The 14,647-nt window shown below is 71.5% G+C and carries 12 protein-coding genes; 5 read left to right on the forward strand and 7 right to left on the reverse strand.

The window, feature by feature from the left end; genetic code table 11:
* Positions 1–9 precede the first annotated feature (9 nt).
* From ACFYOU_RS15295 to ACFYOU_RS15305, 3 genes are all read right to left on the reverse strand, one after another.
* On the reverse strand, positions 10–1,236 hold the full coding sequence (locus ACFYOU_RS15295) for a beta-ketoacyl-[acyl-carrier-protein] synthase family protein (RefSeq protein WP_386999640.1): 1,227 nt from the start codon (positions 1,234–1,236) through the stop codon (positions 10–12).
* A 19-nt stretch (positions 1,237–1,255) separates the two neighbouring features.
* A complete protein-coding gene (locus ACFYOU_RS15300; RefSeq protein WP_385488345.1) occupies positions 1,256–1,507 on the reverse strand; it encodes an acyl carrier protein in 252 nt (83 codons plus the stop codon).
* A 385-nt stretch (positions 1,508–1,892) separates the two neighbouring features.
* Entirely contained in the window at positions 1,893–3,587 is a 1,695-nt protein-coding gene (locus ACFYOU_RS15305; protein ID WP_391306014.1) for a DHA2 family efflux MFS transporter permease subunit, read from the reverse strand.
* A 744-nt stretch (positions 3,588–4,331) separates the two neighbouring features.
* On the opposite strand from ACFYOU_RS15305, the gene ACFYOU_RS15310 reads away from it, so the two are divergent.
* Positions 4,332–5,006: a hypothetical protein gene (locus ACFYOU_RS15310; protein WP_389766046.1), complete on the forward strand. Its 675-nt coding sequence runs from the start codon at positions 4,332–4,334 to the stop codon at positions 5,004–5,006.
* Between the two features lie 134 nt (positions 5,007–5,140).
* Here the strand turns inward: ACFYOU_RS15310 and ACFYOU_RS15315 are convergent, their stop codons facing one another.
* The 3 genes from ACFYOU_RS15315 to ACFYOU_RS15325 form a co-directional block, all read right to left on the reverse strand.
* On the reverse strand, positions 5,141–6,415 hold the full coding sequence (locus tag ACFYOU_RS15315) for an FAD-dependent oxidoreductase (RefSeq protein ID WP_391306016.1): 1,275 nt from the start codon (positions 6,413–6,415) through the stop codon (positions 5,141–5,143).
* On the reverse strand, positions 6,415–6,738 hold the full coding sequence (locus ACFYOU_RS15320; RefSeq protein ID WP_391306017.1) for a 2Fe-2S iron-sulfur cluster-binding protein: 324 nt from the start codon (positions 6,736–6,738) through the stop codon (positions 6,415–6,417). Before ACFYOU_RS15320 ends, ACFYOU_RS15315 begins: the two co-directional genes overlap by 1 nt.
* 215 nt (positions 6,739–6,953) lie before the next feature.
* Positions 6,954–7,898, reverse strand: coding sequence for a LysR substrate-binding domain-containing protein (locus tag ACFYOU_RS15325; protein WP_391306019.1), 945 nt, complete (start codon positions 7,896–7,898; stop codon positions 6,954–6,956).
* A gap of 271 nt (positions 7,899–8,169) precedes the next feature.
* On the opposite strand from ACFYOU_RS15325, the gene ACFYOU_RS15330 reads away from it, so the two are divergent.
* From ACFYOU_RS15330 to cydC, 4 genes are all read left to right on the forward strand, one after another.
* Positions 8,170–9,456 (forward strand): cytochrome ubiquinol oxidase subunit I, encoded by a 1,287-nt coding sequence (locus ACFYOU_RS15330; protein WP_391306020.1) that lies wholly within the window; start codon positions 8,170–8,172, stop codon positions 9,454–9,456.
* A gap of 79 nt (positions 9,457–9,535) precedes the next feature.
* Entirely contained in the window at positions 9,536–10,561 is a 1,026-nt protein-coding gene (gene cydB, locus ACFYOU_RS15335) for a cytochrome d ubiquinol oxidase subunit II (RefSeq protein ID WP_391306022.1), read from the forward strand.
* 29 nt (positions 10,562–10,590) lie between these two features.
* Complete coding sequence (cydD, locus tag ACFYOU_RS15340; RefSeq protein ID WP_391306023.1) at positions 10,591–12,294, forward strand: thiol reductant ABC exporter subunit CydD; 1,704 nt, start codon at positions 10,591–10,593, stop codon at positions 12,292–12,294.
* A complete protein-coding gene (gene cydC, locus ACFYOU_RS15345) occupies positions 12,291–13,982 on the forward strand; it encodes a thiol reductant ABC exporter subunit CydC (RefSeq protein WP_391306025.1) in 1,692 nt (563 codons plus the stop codon). Before cydD ends, cydC begins: the two co-directional genes overlap by 4 nt.
* Positions 13,983–13,999: 17 nt before the next feature.
* Here cydC and ACFYOU_RS15350 read toward each other — a convergent pair whose 3' ends face one another.
* Entirely contained in the window at positions 14,000–14,572 is a 573-nt protein-coding gene (locus tag ACFYOU_RS15350; protein WP_391306027.1) for a GNAT family N-acetyltransferase, read from the reverse strand.
* Between the last annotated feature and the right edge of the window lie 75 nt (positions 14,573–14,647).

Below are 14,647 nucleotides of genomic sequence, written 5' to 3' on the forward strand. Positions count from 1 at the left end.
GGACCCGCATCACTTGCCCTCGTACCTGCCGTAGATCACGACGGAGTTGTTGCCGCCGAAGGCGAGTCCGTTGTTCTGCACCACCCGCAGGTCGGCTTCGACCGCCTGGTTGGGTACGCAGTCCACGGCGCACTCCGGGTCCGTCTCGACGTGGTTGATGGTCGGCGGGATGAACCCCTCGGTGAGGGAGAGCGCGCAGGCGATGGAGGCCAGTGCGCTGGCGGCGCCCATGCTGTGCCCGATCATCGACTTGATGGAGACCGTGCGCGGCGGCTGCTGTCCGAAGACCTGGCGGATCGCGGCGGCCTCGGTCACGTCGTTCGCCCGGGTGCCGGTGCCGTGGGCGGAGATGAAGTCGACCTCGGACGGCTTCACCCCGGCGTCGTCCAGGGCGAGTTGCATGCACCGGGCGACGCTGTCCTGGTTGGGCGCCACCGGGTGGTGGGCGTCGCAGTTCAGTCCGTAGCCGAGCACCTCGGCGTAGATCCGCGCCCCGCGCGCCAGGGCGGACTCCAGGCTCTCCATCAGCAGGACGCCGGCGCCCTCACCGGTGAGGATGCCCTTGCGGTTCAGGTCGAACGGCTGGCACCGCTCGGGGGCGATGGTGCCCAGCCGGTAGAACCCGGTGAACGTCTTGCGGCACAGGGAGTCCGCTCCGCCGCACAGGGCGTACGTGACGTCTCCGCTGCGGATCGCGTCGTAGCCGTAGCCGATCGCGTAGTTGCCGGCGGCGCACGCGGTCGGCAGGGTGACGGCCTCCACCCGGGACAGCCCCAACTCCTGGGCCACGGCGCCGGACAGCCGGCCGGCCGGTACCCGGCGGGCCACCGTGGCGTCCATCGACTCGGGTCCCCGCCTGACCTCGGACTCGACGAGCTGGTCGAGGTCGCGGGACTCCCCGTCGGTGGTGCCGATCGACGTCAGACAGCGGTGTCGCCGCAGTTCGTCCTCGTCCAGCCCCGCGTCGGCGACGGCCATCCGGGCGGCCGAGGTGGAGAACTGGCTCGCCCGACCGAGGCTCTCTGGGTCGAGTCGGCGTATCCACCGGCTGGAGTCGAAGTCCTCGATCTCACAGCCGATGGAGTACGCGAAGCCGGTCGTGTCGAAGGCCGTGATGGGTCGCGCCGCACTACGTCCGGCACGCAGGCCGGTCAGGAACTCCTGAGTTCCGATACCGATACTCGACACCGTTCCGAGCCCGGTGATGACGACCCTGCGGGCCGATTCCTGGAGCATGGTCTCCCCGATTCTCCGACTACCAGCCGGCGGCTTCGGAAACGACCTCGTAGACGCCGTTGAGGTTCACCATGCGACCCAGCTCGGACTGGTCGATGACGATGTTGAAGGACTTCTCCAAAGACGCGAGGATCTCGATCGCGCGCAGCGAGTCCGCGTCGTGGTCCTCTTTGAAGAGGCTTTCCTGGGTCACCTCTTCCGGTTCCAGTTCGAGAATGTCGCAGACAATGTCGCGGATCTTCGCCTGACGCTCGTCCACCACAGTGCTCATAGGTCTCCTACCTCCGCTTCTGGAATTCCTTTCCAGCGCGCTCCACGTTAGGACCGGGCGGGAATCCCATCAAGGCAGTTGGCCTCTAACTGCCGTGCCCGCTCCGCGGGTGGCCGTGAGCCGCGCGATCACCGCAGAAGTTGCCAATCGACGGCGCAACCGCCCACGCCCCAGGCCGTTTGGTGCCACGGGTCGCCGGAGTGTGAAGCGGTCAGTGGTGACGGCCCTTCGGTGCTGCGCCGGCGTACGCCCCGAGCACTCAAGGGGCGCACGGGAAACATGCGTACGCCCCCGCCGTGGGGCGGGGGCGCAGGTGCTGCGGGGGCGGGCCGGTCGGGGTCCGCGTCAGGCGTGCGGGGTCGGACGGGCGGTGGTCGCCCGTGGGTCAGCGGGCAGCGGGGGGCTGTGCGTCCGTGGGCGGCGTGGGCTTCGGCACCGTGCCCGGGCCGCCGCCGGCAGCACGGGCGTGGGCATGGACGTCGGGGTGGGGGTGGGCCTCGGCGGCGGGTTCGCTGTCGTTGTCGGCCCCGGGGCTCCGGGAGAGGTCACCGGCGAAGGTGAACAGGATGATCAGCGCACCCGCCACCGCCATGGCGCCGCCGATGACGGTGGTGACGTGCATGGAGTGCAGGAAGCTGTCGTTCGCCGCCTGGACCAGCTGGGGCAGGCCGGCCTGCTCGGCCATGTACCGGGCGCCTTCGGGGGAGTTCTCCGCCTGTTCCACCACCCGGGGCGGCAGCCCGGCGAGGTCCGGCCCGATCCGGTCCCGGTAGACGCTGACGAGCACGGTGCCCAGGACCGCCACCCCGAGCACGCCGCCGATCTGGCGCATCGAGTTGTTGACCGCCGACCCGACCCCGGTGCGGTCCGCGGGCAGCGCCGCGATGATCACTTCGGTGGTGGGCGCGACGCTGGCGCCGAGCCCGAGCCCCTGGACCACCAGCAGCAGCCAGAACCACGGCAACGGGGTGTCGGTGTCGAAGAAGACGTAGCCGAAGAAGGTGGCCGCGGCGATCAGCATGCCCCCGGCCACCACGAGGCGGGCCCCCCAGCGCTTGACCAGGACCGCCGAGACGGGGGCGCCGAGGAGGACGCCGAGCGCCACCGGAGCCAGGGTCATGCCCGCCTCGAACGGGGTCTGACCGCGCGGTCCCTGGAGGTAGAAGGTCGCGTAGTACTGGGAGCCGGTCAGCCCGAAGAAGGTGAGCATGACCGCCACGCTCGCCCCGGTGAACCTCCGGTTGCGGAACAGTCGGATGTCGAAGCTCGGGTGGGGGATGCGCAGTTCCACGAGCACGAAGACGACCAGGAGCAGCAGGCCCAGCACGATCAGGCCGAGGACGTCCCAGGCCAGCCACTCGTTGCGGTGGCCGCCCTCGATGACGCCGTAGACGACGGCCAGGACGCCCAGCGTCGACAACAGCACGCCCACCGGGTCGAAGCGCTGCCGGGTCAGGGAGCGCGCGACGGGCAGCAGCAGGTACCCGCCGATCACCGAGACGAGCACCAGGGGCACGTTGACCAGGAAGACGGACCCCCACCAGAAGTGCTCCAGCAGGGCGCCGCTGAGCAGGGGGCCGGCCGCGATGGCCAGCCCGCTGCACCCGGACCAGATCGCGATCGCCTTGGCGCGGTGTCGCGCGTCGAACACCTCGGCGATCAGGGAGAGCGTCGCGGGCATGATCAACGCGCTGCCGACGCCCATGACCGCACGGGCGAGGATCAGTTCGCCCGGCGAGTCGGCCCAGGCGGCCCAGGCGGAACAGACGCCGAAGACGCCGAGTCCGATCAGCAGGACGCGGCGTTGACCGTAGCGGTCGGCCAGCACTCCGCCGGTGAAGAGCAGTACGGCGAAGACCAGGGTGTACGAGCTGATGCTCCACTGGAGTTCGTTGGGGGTGGCGCCCAGGCCCTCGTCCGGGTCGGCGAGGGTCTTGAGCGCGACGTTGAGGATGGTGTTGTCCAACCACACCGCGAGCTGGGCGAGGACCAGCACGGACAGGGCCAGCCACTGCCGTGGGGTCGGGGAGGCGGGGGCCGGGTCAGCCGGCCCTTCGATGGTCCGATCTCTTGCGCTCACGGGTTCCGTTCCTCAGAAGGGGGCGCCGTCGGCGCGCTCCCGCGTGGACGTCGACGTCGTCCGGGGGATGCCTGCTACCCGAAAGTGACAACAACGGGCCTCGTGACACCCGAACAAGCCCTTACTTGGCAGTAAGTGTGGGTGGAGACGCCGGCCGCGTTCAAGATTCACAGGAATTCTGACAACTACCTGCCAGTCGGCCACGCGCCTCCCCCGCTTCGGCACGAGTGGAGGACCGGTGACAACGACCCGCCCACGACCCGCGACAGGATAGCCAGATACGCCCGACCGACCCCCGATCGGGAACGCCCGGGGAATGCGATCACGCACCGCAACGACCGCGCACAAGCAATCACACAGAGTTCCTTGAAGGTGCAACCAAGACCCTGACCTCCATAGACCATTCCCGCTGCGTGCTACGCTCACGGGTGGTTCACATATAACCAGCGAGCACTTCTTCCACAAGCTATCCGAAGCCCACTGACGGCATCTGAAAGCACATCCGAACCGCGCCACCAAAACACCCTCCAACAGCAGGGTGAAGACATACTGCGGGTCTTGGACCCATGGGTGGCGCGGCACAAAGAGCGGGGGAATGGAAAGTTGCTAAAGGATTACAGAGATTCGGTCGACGGATTCGCAACTCGAAGCTCACCATGGAGAAACAGCGTCGTCGAGAACCTGACACGCCAGGAGCCCGCCCCCCGCACCCCCGCAGGCAGCACTCGACACATCACCGGGTCGGTGGACTCCACCGACGCGGAAGCCTCCATTCGCTGGATGGCGCGGCTCGTCCTCACCGCGGAAGAGAGCGTGATGTGGTGTTTGGGCGACATCCTGCCCTCGGTCCCCGACGAAAGCGTGACCAAGCGACTGCGCATCGTCAGGCGGGCCGTCACCGAACTCAGTGACCAGGGCGTCCAGATCAAACTGATCTGCCGTCAGGAAGCCCTCAACGAGAACAGAATCCTCCAGCAGTTGAAGGCCATGCAGCCCCAGGCCCTCATCGTCGGCGGTTCCCCGTACAACATCGCCATAGTCGACTCGGAAATGGCCGTGTTCCGACACGGCACCGCGGACGACCCCCGGTCATCGGGGGGCATCGTCATCCATGACTCCACCGTGGCGGGCGCGTTCCACCACCTCATGGCGATCGGTGAGCAACCGGAGGAGTCGCACCCCGCCTACCTGGACACCACGGCCGACGCGGCACGGCACCGGAACCTCGTCCGGGTCCTCGACCTGATGAGCAAGGGCTTCACGGACGACGCGGCGGCCAAGGTGACCGGGATGTCCGTACGCACCTACCGTCGCCACGTCGCCACCCTCATGAACGAGTTAGGTGCGCGGTCCCGCTTCCAGGCGGGTGTCCTCGCCGCCCGTACCGGCCTCCTCACCCCCGCCCTCAGACCGCAGTAGTCGATCCACCGCAGCAACCCTCACCCCCAGCACGACCAGGCAACACCCTTATGTGCGAAGGGTGTTGCCCCACCCCCTCGACGCACCCCTCCCGTCCCGCGGATCAGCGGGACGGAAACGGGCCCGCCACTCGCTCAGCCGACGACGGGGGCCGCGGACCCTCCCGCACGCTGGACCAGGTGCCCCCTGAGCGAGAATCCCTGCGCGCCGACGTCCTCCGGACCGAGTCCCACCCTCCGTTGCAGGATCTGACGTGCCGCCAGATGGTCCACGGTCCGGTTCACCGACTCGACCGCCAGCAGCGAACCCCCGCGGAAGAGGAGCACGGAGAACCCCTCGGGGTCATCGTCCCCCAGCACCACTTCCGTGTCGTGCCCCCCGCCGAGTCCCGCGATCTGCACGGTCGTCGTGAACTGGTCGCTCCAGAACCAGGGCACCTCGCCGTAGGGGGCCGGCGACCCGGTGAGCCGTGCGGCGACCGAGCGGGCGTGCCCGACGGCGTTCTGCACCGACTCGATCCGCTGCCGGCGTGCCGAGCGCACCTGGGGGAACGCCGCGCAGTCCCCGACGGCCGAGACATGGGGGTCGCCGGTCAGCAGCCGGGCGTCGACGGTGATGCCGTCGTCCACCGGGAGGCCCGCCGCCGCGGCCAGTTCGGTGCACGGACCGACACCGACCCCGATCAGCACCAGGTCGGCGGGCAGCCGGCCGCCGTCCGGCGACTCCACCTCCGCGACCCGACCCCGGCGGTCACCGTGCAGGGCGGCCACCCCCCGGCCGTACAGGAACCGGGTGCCCGCCCGCTGGTGCAGCCGGGCGACGTGCGCGGCGGTCCGCTCCGACACGACCCGGGCCAGCGGCCGATCGAGCGCTTCCAGGACGGTCACCTCACGACCCGACGCACGGGCCACGGCGGCGCATTCGAGACCGATGAACCCGGCCCCCACCACCACGACGCGCCGCGCGGAGTCGAGCGAAGCCCGCAGCGCGGCGGCGTCCCGCGCGGTGCGCAGGGTGTGCACACCGCGCAGCCCGGCCCCCGGCACCGCGAGGGTCCGCGGCCGGGCGCCGGTGGCCAGCACCAGATGCCCGTACGGGTACCCGGAACCGTCGGCGAGGCGCACCGTGCGGCCGGCCCGGTCGATCGCCGTGACCGTGCCCCTGACCAGGTCGATCGACCGGCGTACGAAGTACGTGGCGGGTCGCAGCCACAGGTGGGCCTCGGTCACCTCGCCCTTGAGGTACGCCTTGGACAGCGGCGGGCGCTCGTACGGCAGCGCGTCCTCGTCGCTGATGAGCGTGATGCGCCCCGGGTAGCCGTGTTCGCGCAGGGACGCTGCCGTCTGGTAGCCGCCCTGACCGGCCCCCACGATGACCACGGACTCGGGTACCACCCCGTCGGCCGCCATCAGTACTGCCGCTCGGGGAGGTGGACGACCAGGCCGTCCAGGGTTGCGGTGACCTTGAGTTGGCAGCTCAGCCGGCTGCCCGGCCGGCGCGGCGCGGCCGTGAAGTCGAGCATGTGCTCCTCCTTGGGCTGCACGGGCTCCAACTGGTCCAGGGAGGTGTCGTCCACGTAGACGTGGCAGGTGGCGCACTGGGCGTTGCCGCCGCACTGGGCGACGATGCCGTCCAGGTCGTGGGTGACGGCCCCGCGCATGACGCTGGTGCCGGACGGCACGTCGATCGTGCGCGCCGTCCCGTCGACGGCGACATAGGTGATTTCGGGCATGCCGGAACTCCTCGGAGGCATCGGCCCGCACGCGAGTGCGCCGGGGCACGGACGCCGGTCAAGTGGGTGGTGGTAAGGGGGCGTTCGGTGGCCGGTGGGGGAAGCGACACCCCTGCCGACCCGCCTGCGACGGCCGGCCGTTCGGACACGCGACGTCCTCGGCCCGGCATGCGGCGGCAAGCGCGGTGAACCGTACCAGAGGAGTTCCGGTCGGGCTAGCTGTCGTGCTGCTCCGGCAGCTCGTGGCCGCGTCCGCGGTGGGGGTCGGGCAGACGGTGGGTCATGAACGGCCGGCTGGTGGTGAACTCACGGAACTTCAGGGCTGCTTCGGACAGGTAGGTGTCGCGGTTCCACACCAGGGTCAGCACCCGGTGGCAGTCGGGCACGTCGAGGTGGACCCAGGCCACCGGGACCTGGGCGTCCGTGCCGATCCGTCGGGAGATCGCCGGGATGAGACCGATGCCCAGACCCGCACTGATCATGTCCTGGCTGGCGCCCGGCTCGTCGCCCTCGCAGGACACCAGCGGGGCCAGCCCTTCGGACGAGAACAGCCGGTCGAGGAGGGCGCGCTGCCAGTGACCGGGGCGGGTGGTGACGAAGGGCTGGTCGGCGATCTCGGGAATCGTCACGCTCTCCCGCCCGTCGAGCCAGTGACCGCGGGGTACCGCGAGCAGCACCTCTTCCCGGGCCAGCTCGATGGACTGGAGGTTGGCCCCGGTCAGCGGCTGCGACGCCACACAGAAGTCCACGTCCCGCACGCGGAGTTGGCGTTCCATCTCCTCCGCGTTCGACTGGAAGAGCCGCACGTCGGCGCGGGGATGGGCGTCCCGGAAGCTGCCGAGCAGCCGGGTGATCGTCAGCAGGGTCTCGGAGGCGACACTGACCCGGCCGAGCCCCGTGTCACGGGCCTCGCGGACGGCCCTGCGGCCGTCGTCGAGTTCGCTCAGGGCCCGGTCCACATGGCGCAGGAACATCGCCCCGTACTGGTTGAGCCGGATGCGGCGGCCGTGCCGGTGGAAGAGCGGGGAGCCCAACTCGGCCTCCAACCGGGCGATGCTGCGGCTGAGCGAGGGCTGGGCGACGCGCAGTTCCTCCGCGGCCCGGCTCATGTGCTCGTAGCGGGCGACGGTCCGGAAGTAGCGCAACTGCAACAGGTCCACGTTCCACCTCCACTCATGCCTTCCGGGTCATCTTCACATGGCAAAAACGGTCTTGGAAATGCATGAGGGGTTCTCCCTACGGTCGTCATCGGGGTCACCGCACGGGTGCCACGGACAACGGCGTCCGGCACCTGCACACGCGAAGCGGTGACCCCACGCCACCCACGCCACCCCCGCCACCCACACCACCCACACCACCCACACCACCCACACCACCCACAAGACATGACACACGACATCCCCCCGCCCCCGTGCCCAGGAAGGTCGCACCATGAGCGCTGCGGAGCTGGCCCGACTCCAGTTCGCGGCCACCACCGGGATCCACTGGCTGTTCGTGATCCTCACCATGGGGCTCGTCCCCCTCGTGGCGATCATGCACACCCGGGCCGCCTACACCCGTGATCCCGTGAAGAGGGCCGTCCGGGAGCGCATGACCCGCTTCTGGGCCCAGCTCTACGTCATCAACTACGCGGTCGGCATCGTCACCGGCCTCGTCATGGAGTTCCAGTTCGGGTTGAGCTGGAGCGGCCTGAGCAAGTTCGCGGGCAACGTCTTCGGCGCCCCGCTGGCCCTCGAAACCCTCATCGCCTTCTTCGCCGAGTCCACCTTCCTCGGGATGTGGATCTTCGGGTGGGGACGGCTGCGCCGCGGAGTCCACGTCACCCTCATCTGGCTGGTGACGCTGACCGCCTATGCATCGGGCTACTGGATCATGGTGGCCAATGGGTTCATGCAACACCCCGTCGGCCACGAAGTGCGCGACGGCGTCGCCTACTTGACGGACTTCGAGGCGCTGCTCACCAACCCGAACGCCCTGGTCGCGCTCGCCCACATCACGCTCGCCGCGCTCACGACGGGCACCGTGCTCGTCCTGGGGATCAGCGCCCACCACCTGGCCCGGGGCACCGCGGACGCCGAACTCTTCCGCGGCTCGCTGCGCCTGGCGCTGCTGGTGGGCACCCCCGCCGCCTGGTTCGTCGCCACCGTCGGCGAGATGCAGCTCCCCCTGATCCGCCGCAGCCAACCGATGAAGGCGGCGGCCCTGGAGGACGGTGACGTCGCCCGGGTGCAAGCCGAGCTGGTCCACGAGCACGGGCCCGACGACTACGTCTTCGCACACGACTGGCTGCGGTTCTCGATGGAGAGCATGACCCTCATCGGCTACGCCGTCTCCACCGTCACCCTCATCGCCGTGCTCCTGCTGTGGAAGGGCCGCCTCTGGCGCTGGCGCCCCTTCGCCCACCTACTGACCGCCATGATCCCGTTCCCCTTCCTCGCCTCCCTGGCCGGTTGGGCCCTACGCGAAATGGGCCGCCAACCCTGGATCGTCTACGGCGAGTTGACGGTGGAAGACGCGCTCTCCCCGGTCAGCAGGGTCTCCCTGCTGGTGTCCTGCACCGTCTTCATCGCGGTCTTCGTCGCCCTGGCGGTGACGAACTGGACGCTGATCGCCCGCTTCGCCCGCCGGGGCCCGGACGCCACCCAGCTCGGCGCCACCGAACCGCTCGGCGACCCGCCCGGAGGCACCGGAGCGAAACGACCGGCCCCGACCTTCTGAAGCCGGACCCTCCCCCGTACCGGACCCTTCCCCCGTAACCCCCTGACCCCTCCTGCTGGAGCGAGGAAGGCTGAGCGACATGAGTCTGGAGACCCTGTGGCTGGCCCTACTGGGCCTGCTGCTCGCCGGGTACTTCGTGCTCGGCGGCTACGACTACGGCGTGCAGATGCTGCACCCCCTCCTCGGCGACCGGACACCCCACCGGGCCGGGCCCACCGACCGGAACGACGCCCTGGCCGCCATCGCACCGTTCTTCCTCGGCAACGAGGTCTGGCTGGTCGCCTTCACCGGTGTGCTCTTCGGCGCCTTCCCCTACCTCGAAGGCACCCTGCTGTCCGCCCTGTACCCGCTGATCGTGGCGATCCTCGTCGGCCTGGTCCTCGGCAACGCCGCGATCCAGCTCCGCGGACGCACCCGCAACGCCCGTGCCCGACGGTACGGGGGCGCCCTGATCGTGTGCGGCGGTGCGCTCCCCGCCCTGGGCTGGGGACTCGTCCTGGGCCTCCTGCTGCACGGGGTGCCCCGCCGCGCCGACGGGACCTTCCACCTCGACACCGGCACGGTCCTCACCCCGTTCGTGCTGGTCTGCGGGGTGACCACCGCCCTGCTCTTCGCCGCGCACGGAGCGGCCTTCGTCGCCCTGCGCTCCTCCCCCGCCCTCGCCGCCAGGGCCCGGCGGACGGGCGCGCAGCTCCTGGGCGCAGTCGGCGCCGCGGGCTCCCTCGCCCTGATGCTGACGCTGTTCGGCGCGGGCGCCTCGATGACGAACCGCACCACCGCGGCGGTCATCGCCGCCCTCCTCGCCGCCGCGCTCCTCGCCGCCCACCGGTACCTGTCCCGCGGACACCTCGGCCGGGCGTTCACCGCCACCTGCTGCGCGACCCTGCTCCCGGTCCTCCTCGTCGGCGCCGGCCACTACCCGTACGTCCTGATCAGCTCCGCCGGCTCCGGCATGACGGTCAGTCAGGGCGCGGCCGACGGAGCCACGCTGAAGATCCTGACCGCGTTCGGCGTCTTCGTGATCCCGCTGATCCTCGCCTACCAGAGCTGGAGTTGGTGGGCCTTCCGGGGTCGCACCGGCCGCCGCCACCCCCACTACTTCTGAGCCGTCCAGGCACACGAGAGGGCTCCGGAATGAAACCGGTGGAACGCCGACTGCTGAAGGAACTACCCGTACTACGGCGCCACACGGCGTACGCCACGGTGCTGGCGCTCCTGAGCGCGGCACTCATCGTCACCCAAGCGAACCTCCTGGCCACAGCCCTCGCCGACGCCTTCTCGGGGGCCTTCTCGGGGGCCCTCTCCGGACCTGCTTCCCCGCTCGCACCGCTCGCCCTCCTGGGCACCGTCCTGGGCCTGCGCGCCCTGCTGAGCTGGTGCCGGTCGGTGCTCGCGCACCGCGCCGCGGCCGACGCCAAGCGCACCCTGCGCGACCGGATCACCGGCCGACTGCGGCACACCGGCCCGCTACGGCTGACGGCCCACCGCCACGGCGAGACGGCCACCCTGCTCACCCGTGGCCTCGACGCCCTGGACCCCTACGTCATCGGCTACCTGCCCACCCGAGCGGCCACCGCGGTGGTGCCGCTGACGATCGTCGGCTGGCTGGCGTGGACCGACTGGACCTCGGCGCTCGTCGTCCTCGTCACCCTGCCGCTGATCCCCGTTTTCGGCGCACTGGTCGGCCTGCACACCGCGCAACGCACCGCCCGCCAGTGGCAGTTGCTGGCCCGGCTGGGCGGCCACTTCCTGGACGTGGTGGCCGGTCTGCCGACGCTGCGGGCGTTCGGCCGGGAGCGGCACCAGAGGCGGGTGGTCGGCGAGATGGCCGACGCCCACCGCCGCACCACCCTGCGGACCCTGCGCGTGGCCTTCCTGTCCTCCCTGGTCCTGGAGACCGTCGCCACCTTCTCCGTCGCCCTGGTCGCCGTCCCGGTCGGCCTACGGCTCCTGGGCGGCAGCACCGACCTGCGGACCGCGCTCGTCGTCCTCTTCCTCGCGCCCGAGGCGTACGCACCGTTGCGCGCGGCGGGCGCGGCCTTCCACACCAGCGCCGAGGGCATCGCCGTCGCCGAGCGGGTGTTCGCCCTCCTCGACGCCGAGGAGACGCCCACCGCCGGCCCCGCCGCCCGCACCCCGGTCCCCGACGCCCGTACCGCGCCCCTGCACCTGGACGGGGTCACCGTCCGGTACCCGGACCGCGCCGCGCCCGCCCTCCACCACGTCCGCCTCACCGTCCGCCCCGGGGAACGGCTCGCCCTGGTCGGCCCGAGCGGTGCCGGCAAGTCGACGCTCCTGGCGCTGCTCCTCGGGTTCGTGGCCCCGGAGTCGGGCCGGGTCACGGTGGGCGGCACCGACCTCGCCCGCCTGGACCCCGACGCCTGGCGCACCCGGGTGGCGTGGGTGCCGCAGCGCCCGCACCTGTTCGCGGCGTCCGTCGTGGACAACATCCGGCTCGGCCGCCCCGACGCGACCGACGCCGAGGTACGCCGAGCGGCCCGCGCCGCCTCCGCGGACTCCTTCGTCCGGGCACTGCCCCGGGGGTACGACACCCCGCTCGGCGAAGCCGGTGCCGGACTGTCCGCCGGACAACGCCAACGCATCGCCCTGGCACGGGCGTTCCTCGTCGACGCGCCGATCCTGCTGCTGGACGAACCGACCGCCCACCTCGACCCGGAGAGCGAGGCCGCCGTGACCCGTGCCACGGTCCGACTGATGCGCGGCCGGACCTCCGTCGTGGTCGCCCACCGCACGAGCCTGCTTCCGCACGCCGACCGGATCGTCACCGTACGCGCGGGCCGCCTCGTCGCCCCCGAACCGACGTGGGTGACCACATGACCACGGCCGCCCGGCTCGCACCACCCGTCCCGCGCCCCACCGTCCGACTCCTGCGCCACCTCCTCCCCTACTGGCGGCGCCTGTTGCCGGCCGCCCTCGCCGCGGCCGCCAGCGACCTCGCCGGCGCCGCACTGATGGCCACCGCCGCCTGGCTCATCACCCGCGCCGCCGAACAGCCCCCGCTCGCCGCGGTCAGCCTCGCCATCGTCGCCGTGCGCGCCCTGGCCCTGGGCCGCGGGGTGCTGCGCTACGCCGACCGGCTGCTCGGCCACGACGGTGCGCTACGGGCCGTCGCCGGATTCCGCACCCTGGTGTACGAGGCCCTGGTGCCGCTGGCTCCGGCGGGCACCCCGGCCTTCCGCAGCGGCGACCTCCTGACCCGCCTCGTCGACGACGTCGACGCCGCCCAGGACCTCCTGCTACGGGTCCTGGTCCCGGCGTCGGCCGCCCTCGCCGTGGCGACCGCCGCCATCGCCACGACCGCGGTGCTCCTACCGGAGGCGGGCGTCCTCCTCGGGGTGCTGCTGACCCTGGCCGGCCTCGCGGTACCCACCCTGGTCCTCACCGCGTCCCACCGCACCGGCCGTGCAACGAAGTCCGCCCGCGCCGAACTCACCACGCACACCCTGGACTTGACGCGGGGAGCCGCAGACCTCGCCGCGTACGGTGCACTGGGCCGCGCCGAGGGACGGGCCCGTAGCGCCGCCGCCCGCATCGCCGCCCTGGAGCGCCGGGCGGCCCTGACCACCACCCTGGCGTCCACCGCGGTACTGCTGCTCCAGGGCGCGGCCGTGGTCGGCGTCACCTGGCTCGCGCTGCGCTCCCACGCCACGGGTGCGCTGCCCGCCGTGCACCTCACCGTCCTCGCCGTCCTCGCACTGGTCGCCTTCGACGCCCTGGCCCCACTGCCCGCCGCGGCCCAACGGTTCACCGAAGTACGGGCCTCGGCACACCGGTTGGCCGCTCTGTTCGACACCCCGCCCCCGGTCACCGAGCCGACCTCGCCGGTCCCGCTCCCGGCCACGGGTCCGCTCGACGTCGAGATCACCGACCTACGGGTACGCCACGACCCCGCCGCCCCGCCCGCCCTCGACGGGCTGACCCTGCGGATTCCGGCCGGCCGCCGGGTCGTGCTGCTCGGCGCCAGCGGCTCCGGCAAGTCGACGCTGATCGCGACGCTGATGCGGTTCGTCCCGTACGAGGCGGGGAGCGTCCGGGTCGGCGGGCGCGAACTGCGGGACTGCGCGGGCGCCGAGGTCCGGCGGGTGGTCACCGGGGTGACCGAGTCCGCGCACGTCTTCCACACCACGATCCGCGCGAACCTGCTGCTGGCCCGCCCCGGTGCCACGGACACCGAACTGCGGGCGGTGGCCGACCGGGCCCGCCTCCTGGACTGGATCGAGTCGCTGCCCGACGGCTGGGACACGCTCCTCGGCGAGGACGGCACCGCGATGTCCGGCGGCCAGCGTCAACGCCTGCTGCTGGCACGTGCGTTGTTGGCCGACCCGCCGGTCCTCGTCCTGGACGAACCCACCGAAGGGCTCGACCCCGACTCCGCCGCCGCCGTGCTCGCCGACGTCCTCGACGCCACCCACGGCCGTACCACCCTCCTGGTCACCCACGAGCGGGCCGGCCTCGCCGCCGCCGACGAGATCCTGACCCTGGACCGCGGACGGCTCCTCCCGTAGCGACGCTCACCGACCCGTCAGCGCAGGTCGAGCCGCATCAGGACGCGGGGGTGACCGGCGAGCACGGAGGTGGTGTCGGCCGCGTGCGTGAACCCGGCGCGTTCGAAGTTCTTCCGGATCCCGGCGTACGCCATCGTCAGGTCGACCCGGGCGTCACCGTTGTCGAGCGGGTACGCCTCGATCGCCGGTGCACCGTGGGCACGGGCAAACTCGACGCCACCGGCGATCAGGGCGTGCGAGATCCCCTTCTTGCGGTGACCCGGCCGGACCCGGATGCACCACAGCGACCAGACCGGCAGGTCGTCGACGTACGGGACCTTGCGGCTGCGCGCGAAGGAGGTGTGCGCGCGCGGCGCCACGGCCGCCCAGCCCACCGGCTCGTCGCCGTCGTACGCGAGCACTCCCGGCGGGGGTTCCGCACGGCACAGCCCGGCGACGTACTCACCACGGGCCGGCCCGCGCAGCTCGTTGTTGAGCCTCGACGAAATCCGGTAGCTCAGACACCAACAGACGTTCGCGGTCGGCGACCTCGGGCCGATCAGGGTACGGACGTCCTCGAAGGTCGAGGCGGGGCGCACGGCGATGGTCATGACGTCACGATGTCATGACGTGCCCGTGGGCGCCCGGTCGCGACGCCCCGAGGACGGTGACGGCCCCGTGCACGG

The sequence above is a fragment of the Streptomyces sp. NPDC005955 genome (assembly GCF_042871255.1).
In the GTDB taxonomy this organism is placed as follows: Bacteria; Actinomycetota; Actinomycetes; order Streptomycetales; family Streptomycetaceae; genus Streptomyces.

What these genes read in the sequence shown, in the direction of transcription:
- ACFYOU_RS15295 (WP_386999640.1), bottom strand. Translation starts at nt 1,236, where the DNA reads ATGCTCCAGGAATCGGCCCGCAGGGTCGTCATCACCGGGCTCGGAACG.
- ACFYOU_RS15300 (WP_385488345.1), bottom strand. Translation starts at nt 1,507, where the DNA reads ATGAGCACTGTGGTGGACGAGCGTCAGGCGAAGATCCGCGACATTGTC.
- ACFYOU_RS15315 (WP_391306016.1), bottom strand. Translation starts at nt 6,415, where the DNA reads ATGGCGGCCGACGGGGTGGTACCCGAGTCCGTGGTCATCGTGGGGGCC.
- ACFYOU_RS15320 (WP_391306017.1), bottom strand. Translation starts at nt 6,738, where the DNA reads ATGCCCGAAATCACCTATGTCGCCGTCGACGGGACGGCGCGCACGATC.
- ACFYOU_RS15330 (WP_391306020.1), top strand. Translation starts at nt 8,170, where the DNA reads ATGAGCGCTGCGGAGCTGGCCCGACTCCAGTTCGCGGCCACCACCGGG.
- cydB (WP_391306022.1), top strand. Translation starts at nt 9,536, where the DNA reads ATGAGTCTGGAGACCCTGTGGCTGGCCCTACTGGGCCTGCTGCTCGCC.
- cydD (WP_391306023.1), top strand. Translation starts at nt 10,591, where the DNA reads ATGAAACCGGTGGAACGCCGACTGCTGAAGGAACTACCCGTACTACGG.
- cydC (WP_391306025.1), top strand. Translation starts at nt 12,291, where the DNA reads ATGACCACGGCCGCCCGGCTCGCACCACCCGTCCCGCGCCCCACCGTC.
- ACFYOU_RS15350 (WP_391306027.1), bottom strand. Translation starts at nt 14,572, where the DNA reads ATGACCATCGCCGTGCGCCCCGCCTCGACCTTCGAGGACGTCCGTACC.